21 protein-coding genes are annotated in these 18,460 nt (G+C 66.8%); 12 read left to right on the forward strand and 9 right to left on the reverse strand.

Going from position 1 to position 18,460, the window contains the following annotated elements; all coding sequences use genetic code 11:
• The first annotated feature begins 32 nt into the window (after positions 1–32).
• The 4 genes from ACVWZ7_RS14840 (at position 33) to ACVWZ7_RS14855 (ending at position 2,866) form a co-directional block, all read left to right on the forward strand.
• Positions 33–623 (forward strand): TetR/AcrR family transcriptional regulator, encoded by a 591-nt coding sequence (locus tag ACVWZ7_RS14840; RefSeq protein ID WP_344366526.1) that lies wholly within the window; start codon positions 33–35, stop codon positions 621–623.
• A 363-nt stretch (positions 624–986) separates the two neighbouring features.
• Complete coding sequence (locus ACVWZ7_RS14845) at positions 987–2,129, forward strand: 3-deoxy-7-phosphoheptulonate synthase (protein ID WP_456508330.1); 1,143 nt, start codon at positions 987–989, stop codon at positions 2,127–2,129.
• Between the two features lie 211 nt (positions 2,130–2,340).
• The gene (locus tag ACVWZ7_RS14850; RefSeq protein ID WP_116765282.1) at positions 2,341–2,562 is read left to right on the forward strand and encodes a helix-turn-helix domain-containing protein; all 222 of its coding nucleotides are present in this window, start codon (positions 2,341–2,343) and stop codon (positions 2,560–2,562) included.
• Positions 2,563–2,767: 205 nt separating this feature from the next.
• Complete coding sequence (locus tag ACVWZ7_RS14855; RefSeq protein WP_003792170.1) at positions 2,768–2,866, forward strand: 30S ribosomal protein bS22; 99 nt, start codon at positions 2,768–2,770, stop codon at positions 2,864–2,866.
• Positions 2,867–3,060: 194 nt separating this feature from the next.
• Here ACVWZ7_RS14855 and ACVWZ7_RS14860 read toward each other — a convergent pair whose 3' ends face one another.
• Positions 3,061–3,879 (reverse strand): HAD family hydrolase, encoded by an 819-nt coding sequence (locus ACVWZ7_RS14860; protein ID WP_456508331.1) that lies wholly within the window; start codon positions 3,877–3,879, stop codon positions 3,061–3,063.
• Positions 3,880–4,039: 160 nt separating this feature from the next.
• Between ACVWZ7_RS14860 and ACVWZ7_RS14865 the strand changes: the two genes are divergently transcribed.
• Both ACVWZ7_RS14865 and ACVWZ7_RS14870 read left to right on the forward strand, forming a co-directional pair.
• The gene (locus ACVWZ7_RS14865) at positions 4,040–4,312 is read left to right on the forward strand and encodes a glutaredoxin family protein (RefSeq protein ID WP_344366517.1); all 273 of its coding nucleotides are present in this window, start codon (positions 4,040–4,042) and stop codon (positions 4,310–4,312) included.
• Between the two features lie 73 nt (positions 4,313–4,385).
• Entirely contained in the window at positions 4,386–5,081 is a 696-nt protein-coding gene (locus ACVWZ7_RS14870; RefSeq protein ID WP_116765279.1) for a redox-sensing transcriptional repressor Rex, read from the forward strand.
• Positions 5,082–5,147: 66 nt separating this feature from the next.
• On the opposite strand, the gene ACVWZ7_RS14875 is transcribed toward ACVWZ7_RS14870, so the two are convergent.
• The 3 genes from ACVWZ7_RS14875 to ACVWZ7_RS14885 all read right to left on the reverse strand — a co-directional run bounded on the left by ACVWZ7_RS14875 (position 5,148) and on the right by ACVWZ7_RS14885 (position 7,797).
• Entirely contained in the window at positions 5,148–6,071 is a 924-nt protein-coding gene (locus ACVWZ7_RS14875) for a hypothetical protein (RefSeq protein WP_456508332.1), read from the reverse strand.
• Positions 6,072–6,310: 239 nt separating this feature from the next.
• Positions 6,311–6,706, reverse strand: coding sequence for a hypothetical protein (locus ACVWZ7_RS14880; protein WP_456508333.1), 396 nt, complete (start codon positions 6,704–6,706; stop codon positions 6,311–6,313).
• Between the two features lie 542 nt (positions 6,707–7,248).
• Entirely contained in the window at positions 7,249–7,797 is a 549-nt protein-coding gene (locus ACVWZ7_RS14885) for a YceI family protein (protein WP_091251071.1), read from the reverse strand.
• 213 nt (positions 7,798–8,010) lie between these two features.
• Here ACVWZ7_RS14885 and ACVWZ7_RS14890 point away from each other — a divergent pair, with 213 nt between their 5' ends.
• Genes ACVWZ7_RS14890 through ccsB form a run of 5 tightly spaced genes read left to right on the forward strand, consistent with a single transcriptional unit; the run spans position 8,011 to position 12,955 of the window.
• Positions 8,011–8,676 carry a histidine phosphatase family protein gene (locus ACVWZ7_RS14890; protein ID WP_344366504.1) on the forward strand — a complete coding sequence of 222 codons (666 nt, stop codon included), beginning with the start codon at positions 8,011–8,013 and terminating at the stop codon, positions 8,674–8,676.
• 2 nt (positions 8,677–8,678) lie between these two features.
• The gene (locus ACVWZ7_RS14895) at positions 8,679–9,299 is read left to right on the forward strand and encodes a TlpA family protein disulfide reductase (protein WP_116765274.1); all 621 of its coding nucleotides are present in this window, start codon (positions 8,679–8,681) and stop codon (positions 9,297–9,299) included.
• A 13-nt stretch (positions 9,300–9,312) separates the two neighbouring features.
• On the forward strand, positions 9,313–10,068 hold the full coding sequence (locus ACVWZ7_RS14900) for a cytochrome c biogenesis CcdA family protein (protein WP_344366500.1): 756 nt from the start codon (positions 9,313–9,315) through the stop codon (positions 10,066–10,068).
• The gene (resB, locus tag ACVWZ7_RS14905) at positions 10,068–11,843 is read left to right on the forward strand and encodes a cytochrome c biogenesis protein ResB (protein WP_456508334.1); all 1,776 of its coding nucleotides are present in this window, start codon (positions 10,068–10,070) and stop codon (positions 11,841–11,843) included. The genes ACVWZ7_RS14900 and resB overlap by 1 nt, the downstream gene beginning before the upstream one ends.
• Positions 11,843–12,955 (forward strand): c-type cytochrome biogenesis protein CcsB, encoded by a 1,113-nt coding sequence (ccsB, locus tag ACVWZ7_RS14910; RefSeq protein ID WP_344366494.1) that lies wholly within the window; start codon positions 11,843–11,845, stop codon positions 12,953–12,955. Before resB ends, ccsB begins: the two co-directional genes overlap by 1 nt.
• Before the next feature lie 192 nt (positions 12,956–13,147).
• Here ccsB and ACVWZ7_RS14915 read toward each other — a convergent pair whose 3' ends face one another.
• The gene (locus tag ACVWZ7_RS14915; RefSeq protein WP_456508335.1) at positions 13,148–14,140 is read right to left on the reverse strand and encodes a hypothetical protein; all 993 of its coding nucleotides are present in this window, start codon (positions 14,138–14,140) and stop codon (positions 13,148–13,150) included.
• Between the two features lie 225 nt (positions 14,141–14,365).
• Positions 14,366–14,794, reverse strand: coding sequence for a PLD nuclease N-terminal domain-containing protein (locus ACVWZ7_RS14920; protein WP_091251080.1), 429 nt, complete (start codon positions 14,792–14,794; stop codon positions 14,366–14,368).
• A 165-nt stretch (positions 14,795–14,959) separates the two neighbouring features.
• On the opposite strand from ACVWZ7_RS14920, the gene ACVWZ7_RS14925 reads away from it, so the two are divergent.
• A complete protein-coding gene (locus ACVWZ7_RS14925) occupies positions 14,960–15,268 on the forward strand; it encodes a DUF4229 domain-containing protein (RefSeq protein ID WP_344366485.1) in 309 nt (102 codons plus the stop codon).
• A gap of 95 nt (positions 15,269–15,363) precedes the next feature.
• Here the strand turns inward: ACVWZ7_RS14925 and ACVWZ7_RS14930 are convergent, their stop codons facing one another.
• The 3 genes from ACVWZ7_RS14930 to ACVWZ7_RS14940 form a co-directional block, all read right to left on the reverse strand.
• Positions 15,364–16,245: a 1,4-dihydroxy-2-naphthoate polyprenyltransferase gene (locus ACVWZ7_RS14930; RefSeq protein WP_456508336.1), complete on the reverse strand. Its 882-nt coding sequence runs from the start codon at positions 16,243–16,245 to the stop codon at positions 15,364–15,366.
• A gap of 74 nt (positions 16,246–16,319) precedes the next feature.
• Positions 16,320–17,480 (reverse strand): AMP-binding protein, encoded by a 1,161-nt coding sequence (locus tag ACVWZ7_RS14935; protein WP_456508337.1) that lies wholly within the window; start codon positions 17,478–17,480, stop codon positions 16,320–16,322.
• An 8-nt stretch (positions 17,481–17,488) separates the two neighbouring features.
• Complete coding sequence (locus ACVWZ7_RS14940; RefSeq protein ID WP_344366476.1) at positions 17,489–18,442, reverse strand: 1,4-dihydroxy-2-naphthoyl-CoA synthase; 954 nt, start codon at positions 18,440–18,442, stop codon at positions 17,489–17,491.
• Between the last annotated feature and the right edge of the window lie 18 nt (positions 18,443–18,460).

Raw genomic sequence — 18,460 nt, forward strand, 5'->3', positions numbered from 1 at the left:
TTTAAGACAAAAAGGTGAAATAAACTGTGTCAATGTCAATCTCGAAGCCGCGCGGGCCCTACGCCAAAGGAGCGGAACGCCGCGAGCAGATCGTTCGGACAGCGACCGATGTGTTCGCCACAGAAGGCTTTGAGGGCACTGCCCTGAAGCGCGTCGCCGAACTCGTCGGCGTGAAGGAGGCAACACTTTTCCACTACTTCACTGGCAAACAGGAACTCCTGACGGCCGTGCTGGCCGAACGGGACCGGCGCAGCCGGGAAGCCGGGGGGACGGGGGACGTGGGGCTGTCTTCCCTCGCCGTCGTTGCCGAGCGAAACCGCCGCGAACCGGGCCTCACTACTCTGTACGCCGTGGCGTCGGCGACCGCCAACGACCCCGGACATGATTCCCACGGCTATTTCCAGGACAGGTACGCGCAGCTGGTCGAGGAATTGCGGCAGGACATCGCGCACCGCCAGGGTGCGGGTTCGGTGCGGACGGACGTTGCGCCGGACATCCTGGCCAGGTTGGTGATCGCAGCGTTTGACGGCCTGCAGCTGCAGTGGCTCTACGACAAGGACGTGGACATGGCGGACGGCTTGACCCAGCTTGTCGACGTCCTGCTGGCCCCGCCGGCGGCCTGACCCCGTGCCCGCCCCGAGATGACACTTTGCGGCAGCATCGACCCGCCAGATAGCGCCGTGATCTGCCGTCTCGACGACGTGGGGCGGCCGGGGAGCTGGGGTGGCCCGCCGGCTGGGTGGCGGCGGTGCCGGCGAAATGTTACGCCCGGCGTTTGCCCCTTCCTCGGCTCCGGGGCTATGGTCGACGCTATGACTAACCGTTGGTATGCGTATTTTTCGTTGGCTCTGGAGGGGCCCGCGTCTAACTGACACGCATCCAACTTTCCTTCAGAGCCAACAGGGCAGAGATCATTCTCTGCCCTTCGCCATTTCTCCGGCGGGTTCTGATCAGGGCCCGCTCCGCACCCGGAACAGGACCCGAACATGAGCATCGAAGCAGCCGCCGACACCCAGCAATCCACCTCGAACCTGCGCGTCAGCGAGTTCACCCCGCTGCCCACCCCGCAGGACCTCAGGGCGGAACTGCCGCTGGAGGCCCGCATGGCCGAGGTGGTGGGACGAAGCCGCGACGAGGTCCGAGCCATCATGGACGGCGTCGATGACCGGCTGCTGGTGATCGTGGGTCCGTGCTCCATTCACGACCCCAAGGCCGGCCTCGAATACGCCCGCCGGCTGGTGAGCCAGGCAGAGAAGCACCGTGAAGACCTGCTGATCGTCATGCGCACTTACTTCGAAAAGCCGCGCACCACGGTCGGCTGGAAAGGCCTGATCAACGACCCCCGGCTGGACGGCAGCCACGACATCGCCGCAGGCCTGCGCGCGGCCCGGTCATTCCTGCGGCAGGTCACCGCGCTCGGACTGCCCACGGCCACCGAGTTCCTCGAGCCCATCAGCCCGCAGTACGTCGCGGACCTCGTCTCCTGGGGCGCAATCGGCGCCCGCACCACGGAGAGCCAGATCCACCGCCAGCTGGCCTCCGGGCTGTCCATGCCGATCGGGTTCAAGAACGGGACCGACGGCGACCTCCAGGTGGCGCTGGACGCCTGCAGCGCCGCCGCGGCCGCCCAGGCGTTCCTCGGGATCGACGACGACGGCAGGGCCGCGCTCGTGGCCACCGCCGGCAATCCGGACACCCACATCATTCTCCGCGGCGGACGCAAGGGACCCAACTACTCCGCCGCCGACGTTGAGGCCACTTCGGCCAAGCTGGCCGCGAAGCAATTGAACCCCCGGCTGATCGTCGACGCCAGCCACGCCAACAGCGGCAAGAACCACCACCGCCAGGCCGAGGTCGCCCTCGAAATCGGATCCCAGCTGGAAAGCGCCGGAGCCGCTGCCGGGGCCATCGCCGGCGTCATGCTGGAGAGCTTCCTGGTGGGCGGGGCACAGAACCTGGACGTCAACGCCTCGGCCAACGCCGCAGGCACAGCCGCAGAACCAGGCTCGGGGCGGGACGAACTGGTCTACGGCCAGAGCGTCACGGACGCCTGCATGGACTGGGACGTAACGGCGTCGGTGCTCGGCCAACTGGCGGCCTCGGCCCGCACGCGCCGGACCCGCGCCTGAGGCCGCAACCCGGACCAGGGAACGGGGTGCCGGCGCGGCCAGCATTTCGAGATTCCTGCGGAAAGTGCGTGGGTATTCCTGCGGAAGCCTTTCACATTGGCACCATGAGCAACTACAGTTGCTTTCACATGGTTGTTTGATGGCTCAGCATCGGCACACCGCCATGGCATCAGGTGGGGCTGCCGTTCGCTTGAGCAAAGGAATAAGGGAAATGTCTACGGAGGCCAACTTCTCCAAAGCCCGTTTTTTGACCGTGGCTGAGGTCGCGGAACTCATGCGGGTATCAAAGATGACTGTGTACCGTCTGGTGCATTCGGGGGAGATGCCGGCCGTTCGCTTCGGCCGCTCCTACCGCGTACCGGAGAACGCCGTCGAGCAGTACCTCAAGGGTGCTGTCGTCGACTCGAGCGACGGCCACGCCGGGACTGGTTAAACAGTCCGCAACATCTTTCTCAGCGTGAATTGACTGCTTTGGGGCCCGCATACGGCCCGCGGTCGTGGGGTGCCCCGGAGAGGCGGTACCCTGTTAAGGAACGTTTTACGTCATTGTAAGAACCTGTCAGTTGTTTCAGTCTGCTGCTTAGCCCGCGGACCCTTCCCAACAGGCAGGTACTGCATCTAGCCGGTAAGGAACTTTCGTGGGTTCAGTTATTAAGAAGCGTCGCAAGCGTATGGCCAAGAAGAAGCACCGCAAGCTGCTTCGCAAGACGCGCCACCAGCGTCGCAATAAGAAGTAGCAATACTTCGCACTGCATGAAATGCCCGTTGCCTTCCAGGTGGCGGGCATTTTCTTGCCCTTGTGCGGGCGGGCAGGGATTTTGCGCCGGAAACGGGCACGGGCTGCGGAACCGGGCGCAGGCTACCGGACCGGACGACGGCGGGCCGGATCCGCGCCGCGCGCGACCGGAACCGCGGCGGAAAGGTCCGGAGCTTAGCGGCCGGGGCCGCGGAAGCGGGAGAACCCCCGCCAGAGGCCGTAGATGGCCCCGCCCACCGTGGCGGCCTTGAACCCCAGAGTGGCAGCGCGCCGGCCGGAGCGGAAATCGTAGACCGGCCAGTTGTGCTCGCGGGCGTAACGGCGCAGCTTGGAGTCGGGATTGATGGCGACGGGGTGTCCCACCATGCTCAGGAGCGGGATGTCGTTGTGGGAATCGCTGTAGGCCCAGCAGTGGCCAAGGTCCAGGCCCTGGTCCTCGGCGATTTCGCGGACCGCCACCGCTTTGGCCGGGCCATGGAGGATTTCGCCCACGAGCTGTCCGGTGTAGGAGCCGTCCAGGATCTCGCCCACAGTGCCCAGCGCCCCGGTCAGGCCCAGCCGGCTGGCAATAACGTTCGCCACCTCGACCGGTGTCGCAGTGACGAGCCAAACCTTGCGCCCGACCCGGAGGTGCTGCTCGGCCAGGGCTTTGGCCCCCGGCCAGATCCGCGACTCGATCATCTCGTCATAGACCTCTTCGCCCAGGGCCTCGATATCCTTCGCCGTGATGCCGGCGGCGAGGGACAGGGCGGAATCCCGGACGGCATGGACATCGTCCATGTTTTCGCCGCGCAGGATGAACATGAACTGCTTCCAGGCGAAGCCGGCAGCCTGCCACAGGGTGAAAGCGCCGCGCTGGTGCAGTTTGCGTGCCACGTGGAAAAGGCTTGCGCCCTTCATGAGGGTGTTGTCGACGTCGAAGAACGCGGCCTCGCCGTGCTGCGGCGTTGCAGCGGGCTCGCTGGCCACAGCGACGTTTTTCTCCTCGGGCATGCCACGAGTCTAGTCAATGACCGGCCCCGGACCGCCCGCCGGGCGCGCGACGCGGCGGCAGGACTGCATGACGGCCCCCCAAGCGCCGCCGCCGGTGTTGTCCCCATGAGGGGAGTGCAGCGCGTCGACGCCGACGCGCCCGCCGGGCTACGGTGGATCCATGGCCACACCCGCGTCTTTCCCCGATGTAGTACTGATCACCAAAGCTAACTGTCACCTGTGCACGGAGGCGCGCGCCGCCGTCGGCCGCGTCACCGCTGCCCTCGGGATCGGTTGGACGGAGCAATCCGTGGACGACGACGCCGGGCTGCGCGACCGATTCGCCGAGGAGATCCCGGTGGTGCTGGTGGACGGCGTGCAGCGGGATTTCTGGAAGATCGACGAGGCCCGCCTGACACGGACCCTTCAGCGGGCCCTCGGACAACAGCCCTGACGCCTGGTGCTTTGTTGCGTGATGCGCGCGGGCTCTAGAGTGGGAAGCACAACGCGACGCAATGGAGCAGATAGTGACTTCGCTGGATTCATCTCCCGAGGCTGTTCCCGGGGGAGCCGGGACTGCCGCCAAACAGATTCCGCCCGCGGCCGTGGCGCGGCTGACCATTTATCTGCGCGCCCTGACCACTCTGCTGGCTGAAGGGGTGGACCGGGTCTCGTCCGAGTCCCTGGCCGAGGCCTCCGGGGTTAGTTCCTCGACGCTGCGCAAGGACCTTTCCTATGTTGGCTCCTACGGAACGCGGGGCGTGGGGTACGAGGTCCAGTACCTCAACCGGCACATCGCGGCCGCCCTCGGGCTGACGCATGACTGGAAGGTCGCAATCGTCGGTGCGGGCAACCTGGGCAAGGCCTTGGCCCGATACGGCGGATTCGAGTCGCGGGGCTTTGACATCGTGGCAATTTTCGACGCCGACCAGATGGTGGTGGGTAGCGAAGTCGGCTGGCTGCGCGTCAGCGACGCCGCGGACCTTGAGCCGGTATTGCAACGGACGGGCGCCAACATGGTGGTCCTTGCCCTGCCCGCCGCGGTGGCCCAGGATGTCTGCGACCGCGTGATTGCCGCCGGTGTGCGGAGCATCCTCAGCTTCGCCCCGGTGATGCTGCAGGTCCCGCCGGGAGTCAACCTCCGCAAGGTCGACATGGCAACTGAACTGCAGATCCTGGCCTATCACGCACAACGGGCGCAGGACCCGGAGGACGCCGACTAGGTTCGGCCAGGTCCTCCGGCTCCCGCGCCCGTTGGGCAGTTCCCTGTTGGGGAGTCCTTGGTTCAGCTACTTCCCGAAGGGCGCCCCGGGACGCCCGTAGGGGTTGGCAAAGGGTTGCCGCTTCTGGAAATAGGGCGACGCCGCGGGCAGGTACAGCAGCACGATGGCCGCAATGCCGAGCAGCGCGGCCAAGGTGGCGAGGCTGAACGGGAAGAGGTTTAGGATCGACAGCGCAGCAAACACCGTGCCCAAAATACGGGCCCAGTTCTTGCCCTTGCGGACATTGAACGCCACGAGGGCGTACAGCCCGGCGGTGATCACGGCGATCACCACGATGGTGCCGATCAGGACACCTTTGAGGGACTCGAAATCGACCTTCGTGCCGCTTGTTGCCATCTGCTGCTCGAACAGGTCCCGAACGGCGGGGCTGTCCAGGGTGCCCAAGGACAGCAGCATGGAAATCACCCACACCGCGCCTGCCGCGATGATCAGCCAGAACGAGGTGTTGACGAGCTGGGGAGCGGGGCCAGCAGCCTGAGGCTGCTCGGACGGGTACTGGGCGTAGGGGGCCTGGCCATACTGCGGGGCGTTCTGGCCATACTGCGGAGTCTGCGGGGCGTTTTGGCCGTAGGCCGGCGGGGTCTGCTGGCCGTACTGCGGTGCGTTCTGGCCGTACTGCGGAGCCTGCGGGGCGTTTTGGCCGTAGGCCGGGGGCGTCTGCTGGCCGTACTGCGGAGTCTGCGGGGCGTTTTGGCCGTAGGCCGGGGGCGTCTGCTGGCCGTACTGCGGAGTCTGCGGGGCGTTCTGACCGTTGGCCGGGGGCGTCTGCTGGCCGTACTGCGGAGTCTGCGGGGCGTTTTGGCCGTAGGCCGGGGGCGTCTGCTGGCCGTACTGCGGGGTCTGCGGCGCGTTCTGACCGTTGGCAGGGTTGGACTCCCCTCCCGGCTCGGAGCCGTTGGGAGGTGAAGGCTGGACTGGAGGGTTGCTCATGAAGCGGTCCTTTGCGAGTCGATCACGGAATCGGCCACCGGGACCAGCGATCCTGCCCTGCCCCCAGCATGGTTTAGCTCCACCGTACCGCGGGCCGGCCGCCGTGCGGATCATTCCGAAGGGGTATTCTCAACCCTCGTTCGACCCCCGGCTGTGCCGCGGCTGGACGGCAAGCGGGACGGGCGGTCGGGCCGCGCGCACGCCACTGCCATCAGAGGGAATCCCGGGGCGCGGCAGGCCTAGATTCGGCCCCGATGGGCGACAAACCAAGCCTGTGAATTTGGCAGCCACATGAGCACGGTTGCCGCCAGGCTGATGAAGAAGCCCGGCAGGCCTCCACCGCCCCGACCGGCAGCGAGACCGGCACTAACGATGGCCAGCACCAAGGAGATGCCAACAAGGACTGTCAGGGCGAAGCGGGCCCACTCCCGGCCCTCCTTCATCTTCATGGCCAGGATGATCTGGGCAGTCGCCAGCACGAGGGCCACCAACACCAGGACGAACACCAGGAGCCCGAGGGGCGGCGCAAAGGCGATGATGACAAAGGACCCGAACAAACCAATGATTCCGCCGAGGATGCCCAGAAGCCCGCCGATGAGCCAGATCCAGTACGAGACCTTCAGCTCTGTGGGCATTGCGGTGACCTTGAACATGCCAGACAGGCCACCCGCGGGCAATGCATCGTTAAAGCTTCTCGGGCGGTCCGCAGGCATCTCGAAACGGAATCCGCCCGTAGGCGCCGGCTGCCCTTGGTAGCCCGGCGGCGGTGCCTGGTACCCGGGTGGAGGTGCCTCATAGCCCGGCGGCGGTGCCTGGTAGCCCGGCGGGGGCGCCTGATAACCCGGCGGCGGTGCCTGGTAGCCCGGCGGGGGCGCCTGATAACCCGGCGGCGGTGCCTGGTAGCCCGGCGGCTGCTCCGGGCCGGCCGGCGGGACACTGCCCGGCGGCGGCGGTGGATGGGCACCTGGCTGCTGCGGCGGTACATCACTCGGGTTGCTCATGGCTCTCACTGTAGACCGGCGATTCCCTGTTATCTAGGGAATCCGAGGCCCGCCGCGGCCCGCGAAGCAACTGCGGAAAAATGGCGGAAACAACGGCGCCCTGCTTCATCGCGAAGATGAAGCAGGGCGCCGGAACCGGCCACCCGGCGTCGGGCGGCCAGCGGGGAGAGTAGTGGCTATGCCGCGGGAGCGATGAAGGCCAGTTCCAGGTTGATGGCAACCTTGTCGCTGACCAGCACGCCGCCGGCTTCGAGGACCGCGTTCCAGGTCAGGCCGAAGTCCTTCCGGCTGATGGTGGTTTCGGCGGTGAGTCCGGCGCGGGTGTTGCCGAACGGATCGACGGCCACGCCGTTGAACTCGGTCTCGAGGGCCACCGGGCGGGTGATGCCCTTGATGGTGAGGTCGCCCTGGAGTTCGTAGGCGTCGCCCTTGGGGACGATGGTGTTGGAGACGAAGGAGATCTCCGGGAACTTCTCGACGTCGAAGAAGTCCTCGCCGCGGACGTGGCCGTCGCGGTTGGCATCGCCGGAGTCGAAGCTCGCGGTCTTGATCGAGGCGCTCACCTTGGAGTCGGTGACGTTCTCGGAGAGGTCCAGCGTGGCTGCGGCGTCGGTGAACTGGCCGCGGACCTTGCTGATGCCTGCGTGGCGGACGGTGAACCCGATCTCGCTGTGCGACGGGTCGAGGGTCCAGGTGCCGGTGGTGACGTTTGCGGGAAGTGCCATGGTGATGCTCCTTGAGTCGGGTGGGTCCTGCTGCGGTTCGTCTGATCGTTACTTGAAACCTCATTGGTTGAAATCTCAACTAACTGCTTCACCCAGTATAAACATGCATTTGCATCTTTTATTCCAACTCCAGGGAACATTTTTCAAAACTCGTCAGTTCTACCTTCCGTAGAAGATTTCAGATCGACCGTCATCTTTGAGAAACTGGTAGACATGCCCCAAGCCACTGTTCATTTGCTCCGCCACGGCGAGGTCCACAATCCCGATGGTGTCCTGTACGGCAGGCTGCCGGAATTCCACCTCTCCGAACTCGGCCGGGAGATGGCCCGCACGCTGGCCGAACACTTCAGCGAGCGGTCCGAGCAAGGGGCCCGGATCGTCCACCTGGCGGCGTCGCCGCTGGCCCGCGCGCAGGAGACGGCCCAGCCGATTGCCGCAGCCTTGGGTCTTGAGATCGCCACCGACGCCCGCATTATCGAAGCGGCCAACTACTTTGAGGGTCTCCACGTCTCTAAGGCGGAGCTGCTCCGGCCCAAGCACTGGACCAAGCTGTATAACCCGCTCCGGCCGTCGTGGGGTGAGCCCTACAAGGAGCAGGCTGCGCGGGTCATCGCGGCGGTCCAGGACGCACGGGTCCGGGCGATCGAGCTTGGCGGCGACGGGGCCGAAGCCATCCTGGTCAGCCACCAGCTGCCCATCTGGGCCACGCGGCTCAGCGCCGAGGGCCGCCCGCTGTGGCATGATCCGCGGAAGCGCGAGTGCACGCTGACCTCGCTGACGTCCCTGGTGTTCGACGACGCCGGCGTGCTCGTACGGGTTGACTACAGCGAGCCCGCTGCCGCCCTCTTGCCCGGTGCCGCCAGCACCCCGGGAGCCTGACCATGGCAGAGAACCGACGTGCCGGGGCTCCGCTGTCCCGCCGCAACGTCCTGACGGCCGGCGGGGCCGCCCTCGCCGCAGTATTCGGGCTGTCCGGCTGCGCCCAGGACGATGCCCTCGCCAAGCAGGCCAAGGCCGGGGACAACAAGAACTACGTGGCCGGCGACGGATCCGTGACCGAATTCGCCGTCGCGGACCGCAAGAGTCCCGTGGAGCTCAAGGGGACGCTGTTCGACGGCACCGCCGTCACCTCGGCAGACTTCACCGGCAAAGTCACCGTGCTGAACTTCTGGTTCGCCGCGTGCGCCCCCTGCCGGGTCGAAGCGCCCACCCTTGAGTCGCTGCACCAGGAATTCAAGAACCAGGGCGTGCAGTTCTTCGGCGTCAACCTGCGCGACGAGAAACCCACGGCCGACGCGTTCGACCAGACCTTCAAGCTGACGTACCCAAGCTTCAACGACAAAGACGGCGCCGTACTGCTTGCCGTCTCCGGTCTCGTGCCGCCCGGCGCTGTGCCCACCACCCTCGTGCTCGACAAGCAGGGCCGCGTCGCGTCCCGGGTGCTCGGCGAAATCCAGCAGGGCACCCTTAAATCCCTCATCGCCGCCGCCGTGGCCGAGTAGCGCGGTCCACACCGTGAACAGCCCCTTCGCCGAAGCCATCCTGAACGGATCGCTCCTGCTGGCCATTCCCGTTGCCCTCTTGGCGGGATTTGTCTCCTTCCTCTCTCCCTGCGTCCTTCCGCTCGTCCCCGGATACCTCGGCTACGTCACCGGGCTGACCGGCGTCGACCTGCAGAAGCAAAGGCGCGGCCGCATGCTGGCCGGGATCGGGCTCTTCGTCCTGGGCTTCTCCGTGATCTTCGTGCTGCTTGGCGGGGCGTTCGGGCAGCTGGGCAGCCTCATCACCGGCTCGCAGAACAGGTGGATCACCCAGTTGCTGGGTATCCTGGTGATCATCATGGGCGTGGTGTTCATGGGCGGCTTCGGCTGGCTGCAACGCGATGCCAAGATCCATGCCAAACCGCCGGCCGGCCTATGGGGTGCGCCCTTGCTCGGCATCACCTTCGGGCTGGGCTGGGCCCCGTGCATCGGTCCCACCTATTCCGCCGTCCAGCTGCTCAGCCTCTCCGGCGGCTCGTCCGCGGCGAAGGGGGCGTTCCTGGCCTTCGTGTATAGCCTTGGGCTGGGTATCCCGTTCCTGCTGATCGCGCTGGCTGTGCGCCGCGGCATTGGCGTGATGTCCTTCTTCCGCAAGCACCGGCTCGCCATCCAGCGCACCGGCGGCGGCATCCTGATCCTGCTCGGCGTCCTGATGGCCAGCGGCGTGTGGGGTACCTGGGTCTCCGGGTTGCAGTACTGGTTCCAAACCGATGTGAAATTGCCGATCTGATGAGCGAGCGCGTGAACGTAAAGAAGAAAAAGTCCCCCAAGTCCGAGGCCGTCATGCCCTCGCTGGGTCCGTTGGGCATGCTCCGCTGGGCGTGGACGCAGCTGACCAGCATGCGCACGGCCCTGTTCCTGCTCCTGCTGCTGGCCGTCGCCGCCGTGCCCGGCTCGCTGTTTCCGCAGCGGCCCGCCAACCCGTCAATTGTCACGCAGTACATCCAGGACCACCCTGACTACGGCAAGATCCTGGACTCGGTCCAGCTCTACGACGTCTACTCTTCGGCGTGGTTTTCCGCGATCTACCTCCTGCTGTTCATCTCGCTGATCGGCTGTGTGATCCCGCGTGCCATCGCGCACTACAAAGCGATGCGCTCCCAGCCTCCGCGCACCCCGGCACGGCTGTCCCGCCTCCCCGAATACGGCACCCTGGTGATTCCGGCCGACGCCGGGATCCCGGCGTCGGCGGCTATCTCCGACGCCGCGGAGCTGCTGAAAAAGCGCGGATACCGGGTGGATGTCCGGGACCGCGATGGCGAGCGGCCCTCCCTCGGGGCCGAGCGCGGCTTCCTGAAGGAAGTCGGCAACCTCGTCTTCCACACCGCGCTGATCGGGGTGCTGGTCTCGGTGGCGGCCGGCGGCCTCTTCGGCTACAGCGGGCAGCGGATCCTGGTGGAGGGCGACACCTTCGTCAACACCCTCGTCGGCTATGACCAGTTCACGCCCGGCACGAACTTCCAGAGCAGCCAGCTTCAGCCGTATTCCGTCCAGCTGGATAAGTTCGACATCACCTTCGACCGCGAATCCAAGGGCAAGTTCGGACAGCCCATCGATTTCACAGCCGAAGTGACCACGAAGGAAAACCCGGACGCGCCGGCCAAGAAGGAATTGCTCAAAGTCAACGACCCCCTGAGCCTCGGCGGCACCAGCGTGTACCTCACGGGCAACGGCTACGCCCCCGTGGTCACCGTCCGCGACGCCGCCGGGAACATCGCCATGCAGGGACCCGTGGTCGCCAAACTCCAGGGCGAGAACTACTACTCTTCCGTGGTCATCAAAGTCCCGGACGCCAAGCCGGAGCAGCTCGCGTTCGCCGGGTTCTTCCTGCCGACGGCCTTCATCACCGACAAGGGCGTATCCTTCAGCGGTGATCCGGAGCTCATCAACCCGCAGCTGACCCTGAACTCGTACTTCGGCGACCTCGGCCTGAACGCGGGGGCCCCGCAGAACGTGTTCGAACTCGACGTCAAGAAGCTGACGCCGCTCAATGCGCGGAACCTGCCCACCAAGGGCATCGTCCTGTCGCCCGGAAGCACCTACACGCTGCCGGACGGCAAGGGCTCCATCAGCTTCGACGGCGTGAAGCGCTACGTCGGCGTGGACATCCACCACAACCCCGGCCAGCTCTACGCCCTGATCTTCGCGCTTCTGGCCGTCGCCGGGCTGGTCACCTCGCTCTACGTGAACCGCCGCCGCGTCTGGGTCCGGACCGGCACCCACGAGGACGGCCGCACCATGGTGGAATACGGTCTCCTGGCCCGCGGCGAGGACCACCGCCTGGCCGGGGAAGCCGCGGCCATCCGCAAACTCCTGTCCAGCGAATGGCTGCTGGGCGAGGACGCCGCGCCCGGTTCCCAGCCCGCTCCCAGCAGGACGGCGGATAATGACCGGGCAGATACCGCCGAGAGCGGTGCCGGCGGCACGGACGCCTCCCCTGAACACCCCGCAGAAGACTTCATTCAGTCAACAGCCGGCTCCTCTGAGTCGAAGAAGGATCAGTAATGCTGTTCTCGATCAACGAAACCATGGGCCAGTACAGCGAGCTCTTCATGCTGCTGGCCGCCGGCACATACACAGTGGCCTTCATCGCCTTCGCCTGGGACCTGGCCAAGAGCAGCAAGATGCTGCGCGCGGTGGACCTCAAGGCGGCGGAACTCTCCGGCCAGACGGCCGAGGCCGCGCGCGTCCCCGTCGGCGTCGGTGCGGGGGCCGCCGGAGGCGACGCTGACCGCGCCGATTCGGATGTCAGCGGACCCGTGGGCCGCGCCGAACGTCCGACGTCGTCCTCCTCAGGCCGTAGCGGCGCGGCAGGGGCCGGCTACACCGCCGACGGCAGCATGCGCTACGGCGGCGAGCGGCGGGTCCCCGCGCGGGTGGCTGTCGCGCTGACCGTCCTGGGCGCCGCAATCCATGCTGCCGGTGTGATCACCCGTGCGCTCGGCGCGGGCCGGGTGCCGTGGGGCAACATGTACGAATTCCTCACCACCGGTGCCTTCGTGGCCGTTGCCGTCTTCCTGCTGGTCCTGATCCGCCGCGACCTGCGCTTCCTGGGCACGTTCGTGATCGGCCTGGCGATCATCATGCTCGTTGCGGCCTCCATCGCCTTCTGGACGCCCGTGGGGCACCTCGTGCCCGCTCTGCAGAGCTACTGGCTGATCATCCACGTCTCCATCGCGGTGATGTCCTCTGCCCTGTTCACCCTGACCTTCGCCATGTCCGCGCTGCAGCTCGTGCAGTCGCACCGGCAGAAGACCATCGCCGCGGGAGGTGCCGACAAGCTGGGATTCATGCGCCTCGTGCCAAACGCCCTGAGCCTGGAGAACCTGTCCTACCGCATCAACGCGATCGCGTTCGTCGGCTGGACGTTCACGCTCATGTTCGGCGCCATCTGGGCGGAGAAGGCCTGGGGCCGGTTCTGGGGCTGGGACACGAAGGAAGTCTGGACCTTCGTGATCTGGGTGGTTTACGCCGGCTACCTGCACGCCCGCGCCACCCGTGGCTGGACCGGAACCCGCGCCGCCTGGCTGTCGATCGTCGGCTACCTGTGCGTGGTCTTCAACTTCACGATCGTGAACCAGTTCTTCAACGGCCTGCACTCCTACTCGGGGCTGTAGACCGCACCCCAGAGCCGCAACGCCTCCGCGATCCGCCACGAATGGCCGCCAAGCTACCGCGTTTGGCGGCCATTCGTGCCAAGTGAGTGCGGTGTGGGTCGGCTGGGGCAGCGCGGCATGGCGCGGCGGCACTAGGCTGCGTCGGCCCCGCACTCCCTCGATTCGCCACAGATGGCCGCTACGCCACCAGGCTCAGCGGCCATTCGTGTCAAGTGAGTTCGGTGTGGGGCGAGCACGCTGGCGTCGCCCCTGCTGTGGAACCGGGGCGGGAGGAGTCCAGCCGCGCTCCGTCAACGCGGCACGCACTCGGGTAACCGCCGCCGGCTCCATCCCCGGGGCGAACGGGGCCAAGTGCCATTGGGTCAATACGACGACGCGCCACCCGGCATCCCTGGCGTTCTCATCCCGGAAGATGTCGCTGCGACGCTGGGCCGGAGCGGCATGATGGCCGCCGTCGAACTGAATCGCTACCTTTTCTTGCTCGTACGAGAGGTCCGGGTCCTGGATCCAACCCCCGGTCTCGTCGAACATGGGGACGTTGACTCCGGGTTCGGGCAGGCCGTGCCGAATCAGAAGTAGCCGGAGTTCCGTCTCTTTGGGGGAGTCCGTGTCGGCGCGTATCAGGGAGCGGGCACGCATAGCGCGCCGGTAGCCCGCCCTGCCTTGCTTCCCGGCGAGGTATGCGTCCAGCCTGTCGATCGTGGTCAATGGATTTCTCCGCCGCAATAGGAAGTCCCCGGCAATCACCAATTCATCGAGACTCAGTATGCCGGCGAGATCGAACCACGTTCGCAGCGGGGATGTGCAGCTCACCCTGACACCGGACACGATCTCCTCCGTTTCGAGTGACTGCTGATGGCCCACCACATTCTTACGCCGCACAGCGCGCCGGCCCGGTTGACTCGTCAGATGGACGACAGTCAGGTTCTCCAAGGCGCGCGGCAGCGGGAAGCCCCACAGCACGGCCGCAGACAGATGGCTCACGACTGCGCCCGTCACCGCCGTCAGGGCGTGCACACGCGCCAGCAAACTATTCGGGGCGGCGGCGGTGGCGCGCACTCCGTAACAGGGGCTGGCGAGATCCTGGGCCCGGGTCCGTCGTCGGCTCAGCCCGGCAGTGCGGGCCTCGGCCACGGTGAAGGGTCGATGTCGAAGGTGCGGGGGTAGCTCACTGGGCTCGCGCATATGAGCATTCTGCGCCCGCGTCGAGGAGGCTCGGGAGTTGTCCACAGAGCGGGCCGGGTGTGGGGGAGAAGTGGGCCGTGTGAGCAGCAGCCGCCGAGTGGATGAGTGGCGGCCATTTGCCGGAGATGGCCGCTTTGAGGCCGGGATTCCGGCCATCTGGGGCGAATGGCGGCAGTTAGTATGGCGCGGAGTCGTTGGACCGGGGGAATGAGGGCCGGAGTAGTGCTACTTGACCTCGTCGGTGCCTTGCGTGCCGGCGTCGCCTGGTTCGCGGGCATCGCCGGCGCTCTCCGGGCGGCTCGCATCCCCGTTGCCGGCGTCAAGCTTGCGCTCCTTGGCATCGAGTTGGTCCTTGAGCCTCTTGAGCCGGTCGGCCTCGGCCTGGTTGCGGCGGCGGATTTCAAGGTTGCGCAGAAAATCGGGGTCGTCGTCGGGCGCTACGGGGTGGCTGTAGGCGACGGGCGCGGTGTCCGTGGCACGGGGGCGTCCGATCAGGAACCACAGGATGGCGCCGACCACGGGGAGGAGGATCTGCACGAAGATCCAAGCCGTTTTGGAGATCCCCCTGGTCAACCGCTTGTCAGTCCGGATGAGGTCGACAAGTCCATAGACGAATACGACCAGTATGACGATCGGGACCACTACTCGGAGCATATCTTCAGTCTAGCCGTCAAGCGGCCCGACGGCGCCGATCACCGCCCCCGGTCCGTCCCCGGGTCCGGGCACCGGTACTGCTGCCGGGACACGTCAGGGGCGCCGGAGCCGCGGGGAGGTCGGCGGCCGAAGCCGGGCTGCCGTCCTGGCGGCTAAACTTGGGGTGTGGCTTTCCTCAAATACTCCCTGATTCGGTTGGCGCTGTTTGCGCCTCTCTTCGCACTTTTCCTCTACCTGCAGCTGGGGGTGCTCCTGGCCGCGCTGTGCGCCGGGATGATGTCTTTCGCCATCAGCTTCCTGTTCTTCCAGAGGCAGCGCGACGCGGCCACCGCGACGCTCCACCACCGGTTCTCGGGCAAGGCCAAGCCGCTGCGCAGTGCCGGTGAGGTGGCTGACGCCGAGGCCGAAGACCGAATGGTGGATGCGAACCCCGACATTGCCGTCCACACGGACGCCCGCCCCAAAGACTCCTAACAGCGCCGGGCCGGAACCCGCCGGGCCGGAGCGCCGGCCATGACTCGGAAGCAGCGCCGGGCCACGGACTCGAATCCGTTCTTGGAAACAGCGTGCTAGAAGCCGTGACTCAGGACGAGTCCCAGTGAAAACAGTGCCGCGAAGCCGAGGTTGATCAGTCCGGTCTGCTTCAGGACCGGGATGAGGCTCTTCCGGCGCCGCCCGGAGATCATGAGCCAGGACGGCATGAGGCTGGCAGGGATCAGCAGCAGCACAATCAGCATCCACGGCCTGGCCGGGGCCAGGACGATCACCAGCAGGATCGCGACGGCGAGCATCAGCACGTAGCTTTCGCGGGCATGCTTGTCGCCGAGCCGCACGGCCAGGGTTTTCTTTCCGGCCTTCCTGTCGGTCGGGATGTCGCGGACGTTGTTCGCCATCAGCAGGGCGCACGCGATCAGCCCCGTGCCGATCGCCCCGATGATGGCGGCGAGGCTGAGCTGGCCGGCCTGGGTGTAGGTGGTGCCCAGCGTTGCCACGAGGCCGAAGAACACGAACACAAAGACGTCGCCCAGGCCGAGGTAGCCGTACGGGTTCTTGCCGCCCGTGTAGCCCCAGGCGGCCAGCACGCAGCCGATGCCGACCAGGATGAGCCACCAGGCCTGCGTGATGATCACCAGGATCAGGCCAAACAGCATCGCCAGCCCGAACGCCGCGAACGCGGCCTGTTTGACGTGTTCGGGCTTGGCAGCGCCGGAGCCCACCAGCCGGAGCGGGCCCACCCGGTCTTCATCCGTACCGCGGATGCCGTCCGAGTAGTCGTTGGCGTAGTTGACACCGATCTGCAGGAGCAGGGCGACCAGTGCGGCCAGCACGGCGTTCAGCAGGATGAACGAATCCATCTCGTAGGCCGCCGCGCTGCCGATCAGCACCGGCGCAATCGCGGCGGGCAGGGTGCGCAGTCGGGCGCCTTGGATCCATTGTGCGGCTGTGGCCACGGTCAGTACCTCATTGGTTCGTTGAATGCTCGTTGGTTGGTTCGATACCCGGCCGGAAGCCGGAAGCCGCTTGTCTATTTTCCCTGATGCAGGGCATCGAGCAGGGCCGTCATGCCGAGGCGGTCCGGCTTGCCGTTGGGCAGCATGAGCAGTTCCGCGGCGGGCAGGACCGTTTTAGGCGCCAGCGCACCCAGCGCCGTCCGCCAAGTTTCGTTCGGGCCGTCGGCGAACGCGGCCAGGCCTTCCGGGGAACTGTCGGCCACCGCGACGTACGCGGCCAGGGCGTGGCCCCACTCCGCGGAGGGCACGCCGGCCACGAAGGCGGCGCGCACGCCGTCGAGCTTTTCCAGCTCGGCCTGGACGCGCGCGGCCGAAACCTTCAGGCCGCCGGTGATCACGACGTCGTCGGCCCGCCCGAGCACGGTGAGCCGGCCGTCGGCGTCCAGTTCGCCGAGGTCGTTGGTCCGGTACCAGCGGACGCCGTCCTCTTCGATGAAGGCGCCGGCCGAGAGCTCGGGGGCATCCAGATACCCGGCGGCGACGGTTGCCCCGCCCAGCAGGATGCGGCCGTCTTCCGCCACGCGGACCAGGACGTCTTCGAGCGGGAAGCCATCGTACACGCACCCGCCGCAGGTCTCGGCCGACCCGTAGGTGGTCACCACCTTGACTCCGGCGTCACGGGCCGCCGCGAGCAGCTCCGGGGCCGCGGGGCCGCCGCCGAGCAGGACGGCGTTAAAGCGCCGCAGCACGGCCAGCGTCTCGGCCGAGGGCGAGTCCAGCAGCCGCTGCAGCTGGGTGGGCACCAGCGAGGTGAAACGGATCTTGTCCGTGAGCTCCAAAGCCGCGGCCGTGAAGGCCTCCGGGGTGAAGCCGCCGGACATGTCCATGACCCACGGGCGGGTGCCCGCAAAGAGGGAGCGGACCAGCACCTGCAGGCCGGCCACATACTGCACGGGGAGGGCCAGCAGCCACTGGCCTTCGCCCTTCAGCGCAAAGGCGGTCGCCACCGACGACGCCGCCAGGGCGTCGACGGTGAGGACGGTTGCCTTCGGCGTGCCCGTGGACCCGGACGTCCGCACCACGACGGCTGCGTCCTCGATGCCGGGCGTTGCGGGGAACGCCAGCACCGGAGCGCCGTCCGGCCCGACGGAGAGTTCGACGGCGGGTCCCTCACCGTGGAGGGCAGCAGCCAGCGCCTTGAGCGCAGGTTCGATGTTGATAGCTCCGGAAGTCACACTGCGCCTTAGAAGTAGTACGGGAATTTGGACCAGTCGGGGTCGCGCTTTTCGAGGAAGGCTTCCTTGCCTTCCACGGCCTCGTCGGTCATGTAGGCCAGACGGGTCGCTTCGCCGGCGAAGACCTGCTGGCCGGCCAGGCCGTCGTCGGCCAGGTTGAATGCGAACTTGAGCATGCGGATGGCCTGCGGGGACTGCCGGGCGATGTCGGCGGCGTACTCCAGCGCGACTTCCTCGAGTCGTTCGTGGTCCACGGCCTCGTTGACCGCGCCCATCCGGACCATGTCTTCGGCGGAATATTCGCGGGCCAGGAAGAAGATTTCCCGGGCGGCCTTCTGGCCGATCTGACGGGCCAGGAGGGCCGAGCCGTAACCGGCGTCGAAGCTTCCCACAGTGGCGTCGGTCTGCTTGAACTTGCCGTGCTGGCGGGAGGCGATGGTGAGGTCCGAGACCACGTGGAGGGAATGCCCGCCGCCGGCTGCCCAGCCGTTGACGACGGCGATCACCACCTTGGGCATGGTGCGCATGAGCCGCTGGACCTCCAAGATGTGGAGCCGGCCCGCGCGGGCGGGGTCGATGGACTCCTTCGTCTCCCCATCGGCGTAGCGGTACCCGTCGCGGCCGCGGATCCGCTGGTCGCCGCCCGAACAGAACGAGTGGCCGCCGTCTTTGGAGGAGGGGCCGTTCCCGGTGAGCAGCACGGTCGCCACGTCCGGGGTCATCCGGGCGTGGTCCATGGCGCGGTAGAGCTCGTCCACGGTGCCGGGCCTGAAGGCGTTGCGGACCTCTGGGCGGTTGAAGGCGATGCGCACGGTGGGCAGGTCCCGGACCGCCTCTCCGTCGGCGGAGCGCTCCACCTGCCGGTGGTAGGTCATGTCCTGGAAGTCGTCGAAACCGGACACGGTGCGCCACCGCTGGGGGTCAAAGACGTCGGATACCTTGGCGGGGATTTCGTTGCTCACAGTCCGAGTCTAGTAATC

The sequence above is a fragment of the Arthrobacter sp. TE12232 genome (genome assembly GCF_054062615.1).

What these genes read in the sequence shown, in the direction of transcription:
- ACVWZ7_RS14890 (WP_344366504.1), top strand. Translation starts at nt 8,011, where the DNA reads ATGCCCCAAGCCACTGTTCATTTGCTCCGCCACGGCGAGGTCCACAAT.
- ACVWZ7_RS14895 (WP_116765274.1), top strand. Translation starts at nt 8,679, where the DNA reads ATGGCAGAGAACCGACGTGCCGGGGCTCCGCTGTCCCGCCGCAACGTC.
- resB (WP_456508334.1), top strand. Translation starts at nt 10,068, where the DNA reads ATGAGCGAGCGCGTGAACGTAAAGAAGAAAAAGTCCCCCAAGTCCGAG.
- ACVWZ7_RS14920 (WP_091251080.1), bottom strand. Translation starts at nt 14,794, where the DNA reads ATGCTCCGAGTAGTGGTCCCGATCGTCATACTGGTCGTATTCGTCTAT.
- ACVWZ7_RS14885 (WP_091251071.1), bottom strand. Translation starts at nt 7,797, where the DNA reads ATGGCACTTCCCGCAAACGTCACCACCGGCACCTGGACCCTCGACCCG.
- ACVWZ7_RS14860 (WP_456508331.1), bottom strand. Translation starts at nt 3,879, where the DNA reads ATGCCCGAGGAGAAAAACGTCGCTGTGGCCAGCGAGCCCGCTGCAACG.
- ACVWZ7_RS14850 (WP_116765282.1), top strand. Translation starts at nt 2,341, where the DNA reads ATGTCTACGGAGGCCAACTTCTCCAAAGCCCGTTTTTTGACCGTGGCT.
- ACVWZ7_RS14880 (WP_456508333.1), bottom strand. Translation starts at nt 6,706, where the DNA reads ATGCCCACAGAGCTGAAGGTCTCGTACTGGATCTGGCTCATCGGCGGG.
- ACVWZ7_RS14845 (WP_456508330.1), top strand. Translation starts at nt 987, where the DNA reads ATGAGCATCGAAGCAGCCGCCGACACCCAGCAATCCACCTCGAACCTG.
- ACVWZ7_RS14875 (WP_456508332.1), bottom strand. Translation starts at nt 6,071, where the DNA reads ATGAGCAACCCTCCAGTCCAGCCTTCACCTCCCAACGGCTCCGAGCCG.
- ACVWZ7_RS14840 (WP_344366526.1), top strand. Translation starts at nt 33, where the DNA reads ATGTCAATCTCGAAGCCGCGCGGGCCCTACGCCAAAGGAGCGGAACGC.
- ACVWZ7_RS14915 (WP_456508335.1), bottom strand. Translation starts at nt 14,140, where the DNA reads ATGCGCGAGCCCAGTGAGCTACCCCCGCACCTTCGACATCGACCCTTC.
- ccsB (WP_344366494.1), top strand. Translation starts at nt 11,843, where the DNA reads ATGCTGTTCTCGATCAACGAAACCATGGGCCAGTACAGCGAGCTCTTC.
- ACVWZ7_RS14865 (WP_344366517.1), top strand. Translation starts at nt 4,040, where the DNA reads ATGGCCACACCCGCGTCTTTCCCCGATGTAGTACTGATCACCAAAGCT.